11 protein-coding genes and 1 tRNA gene are annotated in these 14,716 nt (G+C 60.9%); 6 read left to right on the top strand and 6 right to left on the bottom strand.

The genetic code is table 11. From position 1 onward, the window contains the following. The first annotated feature begins 19 nt into the window (after positions 1-19). A complete protein-coding gene (locus THALAR_RS04840; protein ID WP_021100375.1) occupies positions 20-1,546 on the top strand; it encodes a divergent polysaccharide deacetylase family protein in 1,527 nt (508 codons plus the stop codon). Here THALAR_RS04840 and trpE read toward each other — a convergent pair. From trpE to fabI, 6 genes are all read right to left on the bottom strand, one after another. Further along, on the bottom strand, positions 1,543-3,054 hold the full coding sequence (gene trpE, locus THALAR_RS04835; protein WP_021100374.1) for an anthranilate synthase component I: 1,512 nt from the start codon (positions 3,052-3,054) through the stop codon (positions 1,543-1,545). The two genes, THALAR_RS04840 and trpE, sit on opposite strands and share 4 nt — an antisense overlap. A 3-nt stretch (positions 3,055-3,057) precedes the next feature. Further along, complete coding sequence (locus tag THALAR_RS04830) at positions 3,058-4,914, bottom strand: peptidyl-prolyl cis-trans isomerase (protein WP_021100373.1); 1,857 nt, start codon at positions 4,912-4,914, stop codon at positions 3,058-3,060. A 67-nt stretch (positions 4,915-4,981) separates the two neighbouring features. Then, positions 4,982-6,154, bottom strand: coding sequence for an aminotransferase (locus THALAR_RS04825; RefSeq protein ID WP_021100372.1), 1,173 nt, complete (start codon positions 6,152-6,154; stop codon positions 4,982-4,984). A gap of 25 nt (positions 6,155-6,179) precedes the next feature. Next, on the bottom strand, positions 6,180-6,680 hold the full coding sequence (gene gpt, locus THALAR_RS04820; RefSeq protein WP_021100371.1) for a xanthine phosphoribosyltransferase: 501 nt from the start codon (positions 6,678-6,680) through the stop codon (positions 6,180-6,182). A gap of 13 nt (positions 6,681-6,693) precedes the next feature. Beyond that, the gene (locus tag THALAR_RS04815) at positions 6,694-7,308 is read right to left on the bottom strand and encodes a LysE family translocator (RefSeq protein WP_021100370.1); all 615 of its coding nucleotides are present in this window, start codon (positions 7,306-7,308) and stop codon (positions 6,694-6,696) included. Continuing rightward, a complete protein-coding gene (fabI, locus tag THALAR_RS04810) occupies positions 7,305-8,108 on the bottom strand; it encodes an enoyl-ACP reductase FabI (protein WP_021100369.1) in 804 nt (267 codons plus the stop codon). The genes THALAR_RS04815 and fabI overlap by 4 nt, the downstream gene beginning before the upstream one ends. 225 nt (positions 8,109-8,333) lie before the next feature. On the opposite strand from fabI, the gene pdxH reads away from it, so the two are divergent. From pdxH to THALAR_RS04785, 5 genes are all read left to right on the top strand, one after another. Further along, complete coding sequence (gene pdxH, locus THALAR_RS04805; RefSeq protein ID WP_021100368.1) at positions 8,334-8,939, top strand: pyridoxamine 5'-phosphate oxidase; 606 nt, start codon at positions 8,334-8,336, stop codon at positions 8,937-8,939. A gap of 160 nt (positions 8,940-9,099) precedes the next feature. Further along, positions 9,100-9,630, top strand: coding sequence for a cold-shock protein (locus tag THALAR_RS04800; RefSeq protein ID WP_040817229.1), 531 nt, complete (start codon positions 9,100-9,102; stop codon positions 9,628-9,630). Then, entirely contained in the window at positions 9,557-10,096 is a 540-nt protein-coding gene (locus tag THALAR_RS04795) for a DUF192 domain-containing protein (RefSeq protein ID WP_245622346.1), read from the top strand. The genes THALAR_RS04800 and THALAR_RS04795 overlap by 74 nt, the downstream gene beginning before the upstream one ends. A 45-nt stretch (positions 10,097-10,141) precedes the next feature. Next, positions 10,142-10,218 (top strand) — tRNA-Pro (locus THALAR_RS04790). Positions 10,219-10,866: 648 nt separating this feature from the next. Further along, positions 10,867-14,553 (top strand): vitamin B12-dependent ribonucleotide reductase, encoded by a 3,687-nt coding sequence (locus tag THALAR_RS04785; RefSeq protein WP_021100365.1) that lies wholly within the window; start codon positions 10,867-10,869, stop codon positions 14,551-14,553. Positions 14,554-14,716: the final 163 nt, after the last annotated feature.

The following is a 14,716-nucleotide window of genomic DNA, read 5'->3' as shown; positions in this document are numbered from 1 at the left end:
TCGGGCGAGGATCAGAACGATGGGCAAAGGACTAGGCGCGGGTTTGGTATCGGGCGGCTTTGTGGGCGCCGTGGTCATGGCGATGTTGTCGCTCTACGCGCCGCTGCCTCAAGATCGCATCGACGCTGCACCTAAGATCAACGCCGAAAAGCCCGAGCCCGTATCTGTCGCTCCCGAAAGCGGGGCAAGCAGCGCCGCTCCCCGTGTCGAAGAGAATGCTTCGTTGCCAGCAACTGCATCCCAGAGCGAGGCGGCAGCCACCTCCGAGGTCGCTCGTGCGCCACAGCAAACGGGAACCCAGACGCTGAACGAGCAGCAGGACGCGCCGGTCGTGCAACCCACGGTTGCACAGCCAGAGACGGCTGAAGCGACGCGTTCCGACAGCCCTGCGGCTCCTGTCGTCGGTACAGACACCCAGATCTCGCAAACCACGCCTGACGCTCCCGCGTTGAAAGCCGACGGCGACGACGCGATCGTGATCGCGCGTGTTGACCCCGCTCCGTCCGCCGCGTTGCGCGTGGACGAGGCCACGCCCTTGCCCTCGGCAGACGCCGCGCCGAATGTAGAGGCCGATCCGCAGACCGCCACGCTTAAGGTCCAACCCAGCACGTTGCCATCGACCACTGTGGTCGGTACTGAGCAGCCTGACCCCGATGCTATGCCTCGTGCCTCCAGCTTGCCAACGATTGGCAGTGACGCACCTGAAGAAGGCGACTCCCTCGACGTAGCTTCGGCGGACACACCCATCACCTTGCCGCGGATCAACTCTGGTGTGGTGACCAACCGTCTGCCCAGCGTCGGTGACGCGGCACCTGAGCCTGAAGCGGAGCGCGCTGAGGTCGCACCGGCTCCCGTCGAAGACCTTGGTGCGTTGCGCAACTTCGCGGCGCAGGTTGACGGCATCGAAGGCAAATCGCTGTTCGGGGTGATCCTCATCGACAGCGGCGAGGACGGTATCCCGCGCGAGGATCTGATGAAACTCAGCATTCCCGTGACCATCGCCATTGATCCGACCGCCGCCGACGCCGCAAGCACGATGCAGGCCTACCGCGACGCGGGGATGGAGGTCGTGGCAATCGCCAACGAGCTTCCCACATCCGCCGGGCCTGGTGATGTTGCCGTCGCTGTGGAGGCCTATTTCAACATTCTCGATCAGGCGGTCGGCCTGATGGACCCGCTGGACGGGCGTATCCAGTCAAACCGCACGCTGCTCCAGCCGGTGCTGGGCGCAATCCGCAACAGCGGCCACGGGTTGATCACGTTTGATCGTGGCCTCAACACCGCCCAACAAGCCGCCCGCCGCGAGAACATTCCCGCTGCAACCGTGTTCCGCGTCTTGGACGGTGAACTGGAAGAAGCGCCAAAGATCAAACGCTATCTCGACCGTGCGGCGTTCAACGCCAACCGCGACGGTGCCGTTGTCGTCGTAGGGCGCAGCTACCCCGACACGGTGAAGGCCCTTGTGGAATGGGTGCTGGAGAAGAAGGAGGCCGGGATCGCCATGGTGCCGGTCTCGGCGGTGATGCTGGCGGACGACGCGCCTTAGCCGTTGCCGCCGCGCAGGAACAATCCGGCCTCTTTGGCGGCCATCAGCAGCGCCTTGGATTTGTTGACGGTTTCCTGAAACTCTGCCTCGGGGTCGCTATCATAGACCACGCCGCCGCCTGCCTGAATATACAGCTTCTCGTCTTTGACGACGCCTGTGCGCAGGGCGATGCAGATATCCATGTCGCCATTAGCCGAGAAATAGCCGCAGCCGCCGCCATAGATGCCGCGTTTTTCCGGCTCCAACTCGTCGATGATTTCCATCGCGCGGACCTTTGGCGCACCCGAAACCGTGCCCGCAGGCAGGCCGGACAGCAGCGCGGACAGGGCGTCCTGATCGTCCGCCAACTCGCCGGTGACGTTGGAGACGATGTGCATCACGTGGCTGTAACGCTCGATGATGAACTTTTCGGTGGGGGTCACGGTGCCGATCTTCGACACCTTGCCCGTGTCATTGCGCCCGAGGTCGAGCAGCATCAGATGCTCCGCACATTCTTTCGGATCGCCTAACAGGTCGGCCTCCAGCGCGCGGTCCTCCTCGGGCGTCGCACCGCGCGGTCGCGTGCCAGCGATCGGTCGGATGGTGACCTCGCGGCCAAAGACCCGCACCAGAATTTCGGGGCTTGCGCCGACGATCTGGAAGCCGCCCATGTTGAAATAGAACATGAAGGGCGACGGGTTGGTGCGGCGCAGCGCACGATAAAGCGAGAAGGGCGGCAGCGGGAAATCCTGCGTCCATCGTTGCGACGGGACCACCTGAAAGATGTCGCCCGCACGGATATATTCCTTGGCGGCCTCGACCGCATCCAGATAGCCCTTATGGGTGAAGTTGGAAACGGGCGGCGCGACCTCGGTTTCCTCGCCGAAGTCGCGGGCGTCGGTGGGCACCGCGCGGTCCAGATCGCGCACCGCGTCCATCACCCGCTCTGCCGCCTGCGCATAGGCCGCGCGTGCAGACAGACCGGAGGCCACCCATGCGGGGCTGACGACGATGACCTCCCCCTTGACCCCGTCCAGCACCACCACAACCGAGGGGCGTTGCATCACCGCGTCAGGCAGGCCCAGCGGGTCGGGGTTCACGTTTGGCAGGTTCTCGACCAACCGGATCATGTCGTAGCCGAGATAACCGAACAGTCCGGCGGACGCCGCCGGAAGCCCGTCCGGCAGGTCGATCCGGCTTTCCGCCAGCACTTCGCGCAGGGCGGTTAACGGGTCGCTTCCGCAAGGCTCGAACGCATCGCGGTCAAAGCGGGCGGAGCGGTTCAGCTCGCTCGTGGTGCCCCGGCATTGCCAGATCAGATCCGGTTTCATGCCGATGATCGAATAGCGCCCGCGCACTTCGCCGCCAGTGACTGATTCCAGCACGAAGCTGTCCGGCTGCGCGGCGGTGAGCTTGAGCATTAGCGAAACCGGCGTGTCCAAATCTGCGGCAAGCCGCGTGTAGACCACCTGATTTTCGCCAGCCTCGTAGCCTTTGGCGAAGTCCTCATATGCCGGTAGCAAAGCCATGTGTCAGCGCATGCTCGCGTTGACGGCGTTGACCGCAACCTGATCAAGGCTCAGCCCGTGCCGCGCCTGAACCGCTTGGCCGTATAGCTCGAACACATCGCCCGCAAGGCCCGCGCTGGCCTGTTGCGACAACTGGCTCAGGAAGTTCTGCGCCTCGTCCGTCTCCAGGTCGGCGGGGGAGATATCCAGCAACTCCAAAAGCACCGCGCCGCCTTCGGTCGGCACCAGCGCGGTCTCGGATGCCTTTTCCAGACTGAAGGCGGTGATCAGAACGGCAGGAGACACGTCCTCGATGAAGTCGGTGCGGCCCCGGTCTGTCTCGGTGCGGCCTTCTAGCCCAAGCGCTTCCATCGCAGTGCCTTGGTCGAGCTGTGCCTTCAAGCTTTCGCCAAGCTCTGTCAGGCGCCGCTTGGTTTCGGCCGCATTCCACGCTGCCACAACATCGTCGCGGATGTTCTCAAGAGGCGGCACGGCGGGCGGCACGATTTCGTCAAGCCGCGCGGCGAAGATGCCGCCATCGGACAATTCGCGCACTTCGGGGAAGTCACCTTCCTTGAGCAACACGGCTTCCTCGCGAAAGTTGTCATAGCCCGCGATGCCGTCGTTTGAGGCGTCGGAGAATTCGATCTGGCCGAACTCCATTTCGCTGTCTTTGCCAAGCTCTTCCAGCGTAGCGCCGCTGGCCAGCAGATCGTCGATTTCACCGATCCGGTCTAAAACCGCACGCCGCGCCTGATCGGCGGCCGCTTCGGCGACCAGGTCGTCGCGCACGTCCTCGAAAGCGGTGTTCTGCGCTTCAAGCACCGCATTCACACGGTAAAGCGCAGGGCCGAGGGTCGTCTCCACCGGCTCTGAAATGCCCGGCTCGGTCAGGGCGAACACGGCGTCGGCGATGGGGCCATCCAGATCGTCGCGCGAGACTTCGCCCTGATCCACGTCCTCCAAGGTCAGACCGCGTTCCGTCACCAGATCGTCAAACGTGGTCTCGCCAGCCTCAATCGCGGTCTTCGCTGCGCTGGCCGCGTCCATATCGGCAAAGCCAAGGCGTTCCACGATACGACGCTCGGGCTGGTTCAACTCGTCGGAGCGTTCTTCGTAAAGCGCACGCAACCTGTCCTCATTGGGGGTGATGTCGTCGACCAGCATGTCCGGTGTCAGCCAAGCATAGCTGATCTTGCGGATTTCGGGCGTCTCGAATTGGGCGCCGTTCTCGTCATAATAGCTCTGCAACTGCGCATCGGTCGGTTCGTCGTTCGGTGTGGCGAGCAGGTCGGCGTTCAACTCCGCCCAGCGGAAGGAGCGGCGCTGCCCCAGAAAGCCGTAGAGCGTTGCGGCATAGGTCTCGTTCAGCGTCAGACCGCCGGTTACTGCCTGTTGCAACAACTGGCGCGCGGCGGTCGTGCGCAAATCCTGCTCGAACTCGGTGGGGCGCAGGCCGTTTCGCTCCAGCGTGAATTCGTAGGCCTCGCGATTGAATTGTCCGTCCGGTCCCTGAAACGCGGGCACTTGCTGCAACTGGCGCAGAACCTCTGCGTCGCCGACCGACAGTCCCATCACGCGGGCCTCTTCGGTCAGCGCGGTGCTGCCTGCCAGTCGTTGGCGCACGCGCAGGTCCAACTGTTCCTGAAGCGCCGTTTGCATGGAGACTGGCTGGCCACGACGACGGGATTCGAACTCCAGTTCCTGCTGCAAGGCGCGTTGGTATTCCTCAACGGTGATCGGCGTCTCGCCGACGCTGCCGATGCTTGAGATGTTGCCGCCCAAGCCGCCCGAGCCGAAGCCCGCCAAACCTGCAACCAACAGAAGCAAAATGCCCCACACCGCGTAGCGCGATGCGCTAGATTTGCCTGCCTTGGCCATGTCTTACCTTCCCAGAAGAAAACCAGTTGGAACCTGTTAAACCGTTGCCCCCAGAGGGGCAAGCGGGTCAGAGAGTTTCCATACGCTCAAACAGCTCCGCGATGCCGTCCGCGTCGATATTCGCAAAGGCGATGCGCAGGCATTTCGCGCCGGAGGGGTCATCATCAGGCACAAACATCGTGCCGGGCAGGCACAGAACGCTGATCTCTTCCACCATGCGTTGCGCCAGCTTGTCGGACGGCTCGTCGAACGGGTGGGTCACATAGGCGAAATAGGCGCCGTTGCCGTGCAGCACCCAGCCTTTTGCGGCGAGCTTTGGGAAATGCTGCTCGATCGCCGCGCGACGAGCGAGGATCTCTGCCCGCTGCTCTGCCAGCCAGTCGCCCAGATTCTTCATCCCCCACAATGCCGCCCGTTGCCCAAGCTGGTTGGGGCAAATCGTGACGGTGTCCAGAAACTTCTCCGCCTCGGCCAGCCGCGCCTCGGACGCGACGACGGCCCCGACACGGTGGCCTGTGAGCCGGTAGGCTTTGGAGAACGAATAGAGCTGGATCAGCGTCCCATCCCATCCCTCGCGGGCAAACAGGTCATGGGGTGCTCCGGAGCGGCTGTCGAAATCACGGTAGGTTTCGTCCACGATCAGGGCGATGCCTTTGTCCTTGCACAGATCATAGAATGCCCCGAGCAGGTCGGACGGATACTCCACGCCACCCGGATTGTTGGGTGATACCAATGTGATGGCGCGTGTCTTCGATGTGATCAGCTGCGCGGCAGCGTCAACCGATGGCAGCAAACCTTCGCCCGCCTTCAACGGGACGGAGGTGATGCCGCCCATGTCGAGCCACATCTTATGGTTGAAATACCACGGCGTCGGCACGATCACCTCGTCGCCCGGCGCGCAGAGCGTGGCGATAATTGCGGCGAAGGCCTGATTGCAGCCGGAGGTAATGGCGACCTGCGACGGGGTTACGGTGCCGCCATAGGCGACACTCCACTGCGATGCGACTTCGGCGCGTAAGGCGGGTAGGCCAAGAACGGGGCCGTAAAGATGGGTTTCGTCATCGTCCAGAACGAACCTCGCCATCGCTTCGCGCAGCGCGGCAGGGGGCGGATCAACGGGGGCTGCCTGAGAGACATTGATCAAAGGGCGGTCCGCGGGGAACTCAACCCCGTCAATCCAGCGCCGTGCCTCCATAACCGGAGGAGGGGAGGTCGCGGCCATATTGGGGTTCAGACGCATGGGTGCCGTGTCCTGTCAGGTAAATTCAGTCGCCGCGATACGGCTTCACATATTGCATCGCCATGTCCCACGGGAAGAAAATCCACGTATCCTGAGACACTTCGGTGATAAACGTGTCCACCTGCGCACGCCCTTTGGGCTTGGCATAGACGGTGGCGAAATGCGCGTTCGGGTAGAGCGCGCGGACGACCTCAAGCGTTTTGCCGCTGTCGACCAGATCGTCGATGATCAGGATGCCGGTGCCGTCGCCCATCAACTCCGGGTCAGGCTTTTGCAGGACGGTCGCCTCGGACTGGTCCTGGTGATCGTAGGACTTGATCGAAATGGTATCCACGGTGCGAATGTCCAATTCCCGCGCGGCGATCATTGCCGGGGCCATGCCGCCACGCGTGATGGCGACCACAGCCCGCCAAGCGCCGTCATCCGGTCCGTGCCCGTCCAGCCGCCACGCCAACGCGCGACTGTCGCGGTGGATTTGATCCCAGCTGATGTGGAAGCCTTTTTCGTGGGGCAGGCGGTCGGTCATAGGTCAGGGTCCCTCAGGTGATGGCGATTTTGGCGCCGAGTAGTGCAATCAGTCCGCCAAAGGTGCGGTCCAGTTTTGATTTGAAGTGGCCGTAGCCCGCACGGGCGCGGGGCAGGGAGAATACCCGTGCCACGATCATATACCACGCGGCCTCCACCCAGAAGATGTTGAGCAGCACGACCAGCTTGTCGGTCAGGCTCGCCTCGACCGGCACCACGCCGACGAAGACCGCGCCGAAAAACACCGCCGGTTTTGGATTGGCCAGCATGGCTAGCAGCCCCAGCCAGATCGCGCGCGTCGTGGACCGCGGTGGCGTGCCTTCGGTCAACACGGGCATCGGCTCCGGCGCGTGACGCCACATCTTGTAGGCGATGTAGATCAGGAACAGGCCGCCCACGACTTTCAGCGCGGTAAACAGAGCGGGGACGACTTCGAACAGCAATGACAGGCCCAGCAACGCCGCCGCCGCCCAAAGCATCGCGGCAAGGCCAAAGCCGATGGCGAGGCCCACGGCCACGCGGAAGCCTTCCGACGCGGCGGAGCGCACGCTCAGCACAAAAGAAGGCCCCGGCGACATCGCCGCGAGCAGATGGATCAGGGCAACGGTGGCGAAGCCCGCGAGTGTCATTTCTCGATATCCGGCGCGTCCACCGCCTTCATGCCGACCACGTGATAACCCGCATCCACATGCAGCACTTCGCCGGTCACGGCAGAGCTGAGGTCGGACAGCAGGTAAAGCGCGGACTTTCCGACCTCTTCCTGTGTCACCGTCCGGCGTAGCGGGGAGTTGTACTCGTTCCACTTCATGATGTAGCGGAAATCACCGATGCCCGACGCCGCAAGTGTCTTGATCGTGCCAGCGGAAATGGCGTTCACGCGGATGTTGTCCTTGCCCAGATCCTCGGCCAGATATTGCACCGACGCCTCCAGTGCGGCCTTGGCGACACCCATCACATTGTAATGCGGCATAACCTTTTCGGCCCCGTAATAGGTCAGCGTAAGCAAGGATCCGCCGTCGGTCATCAGCTTCTCCGCGCGTTGTGCGACTGCGGTGAAAGAGTAGACGGAGATGTCCATCGACATGCGGAAATTGTCGGGGCTGGTGTCGACATAGCGGCCGCGCAACTCGTTCTTGTCGGAGAACCCGATGGCGTGAACCACGAAATCCAGCGTGCCCCAGTCCTCCTTCAAAGTCTCGAACAAGGCATCAATCGACGCGCCGTCGCCCACGTCGCAAGGCAGGACATGTTTGGCCCCGATACTGTCGGCCAACGGGCGCACACGTTTCAGCAGCGCGTCGCCCTGATAGGAGAACGCGATCTCCGCGCCTTCGTCGGCGCAGGCCTTTGCAATTCCCCAAGCGATGGACTTGTCATTGGCCACCCCCATGATCAGACCACGTTTGCCCGCCATCAATCCATTTGACATATCGTCCCTCAAGGCCACTTCTTGTTGTAATTAAGACCGTTTAGGCCAAACCTTGCGCTGCATCAAGACGCGCTTGCTCCGGCAGCATAACATTACTCCGGTCGCGCAGCCTTCAAAGCAACGGCGGTTTTCTGCCCGAACCTGGATTTCGGACGTCGCGTCATCATTGAGGGAATATTTTATGGCTACTATAGCCGCTAACAGTGATGGTGGGCATCAAGACTTATGACAGACCGAACAGGAAAATTCGCGGGCGACGATCCGTTCCAGATCATTCGTGACTGGATGGATGAGGCGGAGCAGACCGAGCCGAACGACCCGAACGCGATTGCTCTCTCCACCGTCGACGCGGACGGGTTGCCGAATGTCCGCATGGTGCTGCTCAAGGATGTCGAAGACGACGCCTTCGTCTTCTACACCAACTATGGAAGCGCCAAAGCTGCGGAGATCGACCAGGCAGGCAAGGCCGCTTTCGTCATGCATTGGAAATCTCTTCGCCGTCAGGTGCGTGTTCGTGGTATAGTCACACGGGAAGAGGGACCGCAGGCGGATGCCTACTACAAGTCCCGTTCGCTCAAAAGTCGCTTGGGGGCGTGGGCGTCGCGGCAATCGCAGCCGCTGTCGTCTCGTGGGGCATTGATGACAAAGGTGGCCAAGGTCACCGCAGAACACGGGTTGAATCCGGACAGGCCGCCTTTCTGGGGCGGCTACCGGATTTCGCCCGTCGAGATAGAGTTCTGGGCCGATGGCGCGGCAAGGTTGCATGACAGGTTCCGTTGGACCCGGTCTGCGCCGGGCGATGCTTGGAATATCGAAAGACTTAGTCCATAACGCGCTAGAACATAAAGATAATTGACGTACACGTAACCGTTCAGGGGCAGGAAACCCTTACTATCATGAAACCTCACGATATGAGACCTTGGACATCAGATTTAGTTAGGGGTACTCCATGGGCAATCTTGGAGGCGTCGCAAGACTCGACGCAGTGTGGATGACACAAAATAACGAGGTAACCGACACGACACGTTTTGTCGTAGGTCAGGTGAAATGGTTCGACGCGGTGAAGGGCTTCGGCTTTGTCGTCGCGGATGACGGCGGACCGGATATTTTGCTTCATGCCAATGTGTTACGCAATTTCGGCCAAGGGTCCGTCGCTGACGCGAGCAGCGTTGAGCTGCGCGTGCAAGAGACAGATCGTGGCCTTCAGGCGGTGGAAGTACTCAGCCTGACGCCGCCGGAAACCGATTGGGAAAGCGGCGAGTCCCTTACCCCAAACGCTGATTTGTCCGACATCGAGATGATTCCCGCCCGGGTGAAATGGTTTGACAAGGGCAAGGGCTTCGGCTTTGCAAATGCCTATGGATCAAGCGAAGACATATTCCTGCATATCGAAGTGCTGCGCCGCTGCGGGCTTGCGGATCTTCTCGCAGGCGAAGCAGTTTGCGTACGTGTCGTCGAAGGCGAGCGCGGCCAAATGGCGGCCGAAGTTCACGCTTGGGATCACGCGATCTCTCACAACTAGATCATTTATTGCGGCATTCTGCGTTGCGCTCGCCGCGACAAGCGGTGCGTTTGCGGAGGCCTGCTCCACGGATCGTGTCAGCGTCAAAGGGCCGTTCGGGCAAATCACCTTCCGCGTTGAAATCGCCGATGACGCGCAGGAACGCGCGACCGGCCTGATGAACCGGAAATCACTCCCGACACTTTCAGGAATGCTTTTCGTCTACGAGCGCCCGCAACCGCTGGCATTCTGGATGCGCAACACGCTTATCCCGCTCGATATCATTTTTGTGGAACCGACGGGTCGGATCGCCAAAATTCACCCCAACGCCGTCCCGCTTGACGAAACACCAATCCCCGGCGGGGACGGGCTGAGCCATGTGCTTGAGATCGGCGGCGGACTGGCGGCGCGGTTCGGCATTTCCGAGGGCGATATTCTGCGACATTCCAGTTTCAATCAAAATGAAGCGCTTTGGCCTTGCGGTTAGGGCTTTTCAAACCTTGCGAAGGCGGTTAGGAAGCCTGCAGATCGTCGGGGCGTGGCGCAGCCTGGTAGCGCACCTGTTTTGGGTACAGGGGGTCGGAGGTTCGAATCCTCTCGCCCCGACCATCTAAAGAGCCGCAGGGCGGCGTATCTTCCTCACTCACAACAACATCTTTCGCCGCCATTTGTTGCGGTTCGCATTTTAGGGGCGATTCTTCTTCGCGCACCGTCTGCTCGCGCATTGATGTGGCATTTTGATCGAGCTCGGCGCCTCCTAGATATTGCCTCATTTAACCTTATGCACCCCTACATATGGTTTTGCAGGCGGCGTTCGCGCCATTGAATCTGGGGACAAGTCTGTGGATAGCTAAGGTATAACCCTAGCTCTGAGCGATAACCCGCCTGTTATCTTTGATTTTTCGGACTGCCCAAACCTGTGCATGAAATGCGCGGCTTCACGGACAAGAATCGACGCGCCTTTTTCGCTTTCTCGGTCAACAAGTTTTTGTCCGAAAAAGAGGTAAAAAATCCGTTGACCGGAGGGGGGCATATACGTCAGGTTGTGCAAGCCGACACAGAAGCCACCACATATAGTGGCGAGTATCGGCAACGGGACGGGACAGCACTCCACACACGCAGTATCGGTTAACGATGCTCACCCATGCGTTGGCATGGGATTGGTGGACTTGTCTTCGCACTGAACCACGACCCGCATGAGGCAGGTCACATTGTTAGAGTTAGCGCAGCTTCGCGCATGGGATCGGGGAAAGACGAATGAAGATCGACCGCAAACTTACCAAAGCCGGACAGGACGCCTACGCAGAGCTGGAGTTTACCTCCACGGCTTCGGAGATTCGCAACCCTGACGGCACCATCGTCTTCAACCTCGATAATGTAGAGGTGCCCGCTGGCTGGAGCCAGGTCGCCTCGGACGTGATCGCACAGAAGTATTTCCGCAAGGCGGGCGTTCCCGCAGCCACGAAGAAGGTTCAGGAAAAAAGCGTTCCCGAATTCCTGTGGCGCTCGGTGCCCGACGAGGCCGCGCTCAAGAAAATGCCGGAAGATCAGCGCTATAGCGGTGAGACCTCATCCAAGCAGGTATTCGACCGTCTTGCAGGCGCATGGTGCTACTGGGGCTGGAAAGGTGGCTACTTCACCACCGAGGCCGACGCCCAAGCCTATTATGACGAAATGCGCGTGATGCTGGCCAAGCAAATGGCCGCTCCGAACTCCCCGCAATGGTTCAACACCGGCCTGCACTGGGCTTACGGCATCGACGGTCCGGCCCAAGGCCACCATTATGTCGACTTCCAAACCGGCAAGCTGACCAAATCCAAATCCTCCTACGAGCACCCGCAGCCCCATGCCTGCTTCATCCAGTCCGTCTCCGACGATCTGGTGAACGACGGGGGCATCATGGACCTGTGGGTCCGCGAAGCGCGCTTGTTCAAATATGGCTCCGGCACCGGCACGAACTTCTCCTCCCTGCGTGCTGCGGGCGAGAGCCTGTCCGGCGGCGGCAAATCCTCCGGCCTGATGGGCTTCCTGAAAATCGGTGACCGCGCGGCTGGCGCGATCAAATCCGGCGGCACCACGCGCCGCGCAGCCAAGATGGTGATCGTCGATGCCGATCACCCCGATATCGAGGAATTCATCAACTGGAAGGTGCTCGAAGAGCAAAAGGTGGCGTCCATCGTCGCTGGCTCCAAAATGCACGAGCAGAAGCTCAACATTATTTTTCAGGCAATCAAAGGCTGGGACGGCAAACTTGAAGACGCCGTGAACCCCAAAACCAACGAGCAGTTGAAAAACGCGATCCGCGAGGCCAAAAAGGTCGCGATCCCCGAGACTTACGTCAAGCGCGTGCTGGATTATGCGCGGCAGGGCTACACCTCCATCGAGTTCCCGACCTACGACACCGACTGGGACTCCGAGGCGTATAATTCCGTCTCCGGCCAGAACTCCAACAACTCGATCCGCGTCACCGACGCTTTCCTGAAGGCGGTTGAGGCTGACGGCGACTGGGAGCTTATCAACCGCAAGGACGGCAAGGTCTGCAAGACCATCAAGGCCCGTGACCTGTGGGAACAAGTGGGCCACGCCGCTTGGGCCTGCGCCGATCCGGGCATCCAGTATCATGACACCGTCAACGCCTGGCACACATGCCCCGAAGACGGCCCGATCCGCGGCTCGAACCCGTGCTCCGAATACATGTTCCTGGACGACACGGCCTGTAACCTCGCGTCGATGAACCTGCTGACCTACCAAAAGGACCAGAAGTTCGACGCAGAGCTGTATATGCACGCCAGCCGCCTGTGGACGCTGACGCTGGAAATCTCCGTCACCATGGCGCAATTCCCGTCCAAGGAGATCGCCCAGCGGTCCTACGACTTCCGCACCTTGGGTCTGGGCTATGCCAACATCGGCGGACTGTTGATGAACATGGGCTACGGCTATGACAGCAAGGAAGGCCGCGCCATGTGCGGTGCGCTGACCGCGCTGATGACCGGCGTGTCCTACGCGACCTCCGCCGAGATCGCCAAGGAGCTGGGCCCGTTCCCCGGCTACGCCAAGAACGCCAACCACATGCTGCGGGTTATCCGGAACCACCGCAACGCGGCCCACGGCCACGACGAGGGTTACGAGAACCTTGATATCAAACCGTTGGCGTTGGACCACGCCAACTGCCCTGACCAGGACCTCGTCAACCTTGCGATGGCCGCTTGGGACGAAGCGCTGGAACTGGGCGAGAAGCACGGCTACCGCAACGCCCAATCCACCGTGATTGCGCCGACCGGCACCATCGGTCTGGTGATGGATTGCGACACCACCGGCATCGAGCCTGACTTCGCACTGGTGAAGTTCAAGAAGCTGGCCGGTGGCGGCTACTTCAAGATCATCAACCGCGGCGTTCCGGGCGCGTTGGAAAACCTCGGCTATGCCAGCAACCAGATCGAGGAAATCGTGTCCTACGCCGTGGGCCATGGCACCATTGGCAACGCTCCCGGCATCAACCACACATCTCTAGTGGGGCACGGCTTCGGCGAGGCCGAGTTGGCGAAGATCGAAGCGGCTCTGCCATCGGCCTTCGACATCCGCTTCGTGTTCAACCAGTGGACCTTGGGTGAAGAATTCTGCACGCAAACATTGGGTATTCCGGCCAAAGAGCTGAACAACCCCAGCTTCGACATGTTGCGCCATTTGGGCTTCTCGAAAGAGCAGATCGACGCGGCCAACGACCATGTTTGCGGCACCATGACCTTGGAGGGTGCACCGCACCTGAAGGAAGAGCACTACTCCGTCTTCGACTGTGCGAACCCGTGCGGCAAGAAGGGCAAGCGCTTCCTGTCCGTGGACAGCCACATCTACATGATGGCTGCCGCGCAATCCTTTATCTCCGGCGCGATCTCCAAGACGATCAACATGCCAAACGACGCCAATATCGAGGACTGCCAGAAGGCTTACGAGCTGTCCTGGTCCCTGGGCATCAAGGCCAACGCGCTCTACCGTGACGGCTCCAAGCTGTCGCAACCTCTGGCCGCAGCACTTGTGGAAGATGACGAGGACGCGGCCGACATCCTTGAGAGCGGCTCCACCCAAGAAAAGGCAGTGGTGCTGGCCGAGAAGGTGATCGAGAAAATTATCGTCCGTGAGGTCGAGAAAGCTACCGCCCGCGAAAAGATGCCGGAACGCCGCAAGGGGTACACCCAGAAGGCAATCATCGGCGGCCACAAGGTCTACCTGCGCACCGGTGAATATGCTGACGGCCAGCTTGGCGAAATCTTCATCGACATGCACAAGGAAGGCGCAGGCTTCCGCGCCATGATGAACAACTTCGCCATCGCGGTGTCCGTCGGTCTGCAATACGGTGTGCCGCTGGAGGAGTTCGTGGACGCCTTCACCTTCACCAAGTTCGAGCCTGCGGGCATGGTTCAAGGCAATGACAGCATCAAGAATGCCACGTCGATCCTTGACTACATCTTCCGTGAGCTGGCCGTGTCCTATCTGGACCGCACCGATCTGGCGCATGTGAAGCCAACCGGCGCGACCTTCGATGATCTGGGCCGTGGCGAGAACGAGGGACTGCAAAACATCGACGACCTGTCGGAAAATGCGGCGTCCAAATCCTTGGAAGTGCTCAAGCAGATCAGCTCCACCGGCTACCTGCGCAAGCGTGTGCCGCAAGAGTTGAAGGTGCTGCAAGGCGGCATGGCCTCCATGGGTGCCACCGCACTGGACACAGCTACCGATCCGGTTGCGGCATTGCAGACACTGGTGCCGGAAACGAGCGTCGCCACGACAGCACTGGCCTCGGCCTCGCTGACGATGGACGCGCGCAGCAAGGCAAAGATGCAGGGCTACGAGGGTGAGGCATGCGGCGAATGCGGCAACTACACCCTGGTGCGGAACGGCACCTGCATGAAGTGCAACACCTGCGGCGGGACGTCGGGGTGTAGCTAAACAAGATACCGGCGGTGCTCCTCGCGGAGCATCGTCCGGGTTCCGGGGCGGGTGCGCTCGCCCTTGACGCGGATCAGGCCGCAGGCAAAAAAACTACGGGCGGTATAACGACGAGCCTGATCAGTGAACCTCGGCCCCTTCTTCGGAAGGGGCCTTTTTTCTT

The organism is Litoreibacter arenae DSM 19593, from assembly GCF_000442275.2.
Taxonomy (GTDB): domain Bacteria; phylum Pseudomonadota; class Alphaproteobacteria; order Rhodobacterales; family Rhodobacteraceae; genus Litoreibacter; species Litoreibacter arenae.
Note: the sequence above shows the minus strand (reverse complement) of the source record. Positions and strands in the feature narration are given on the sequence as shown.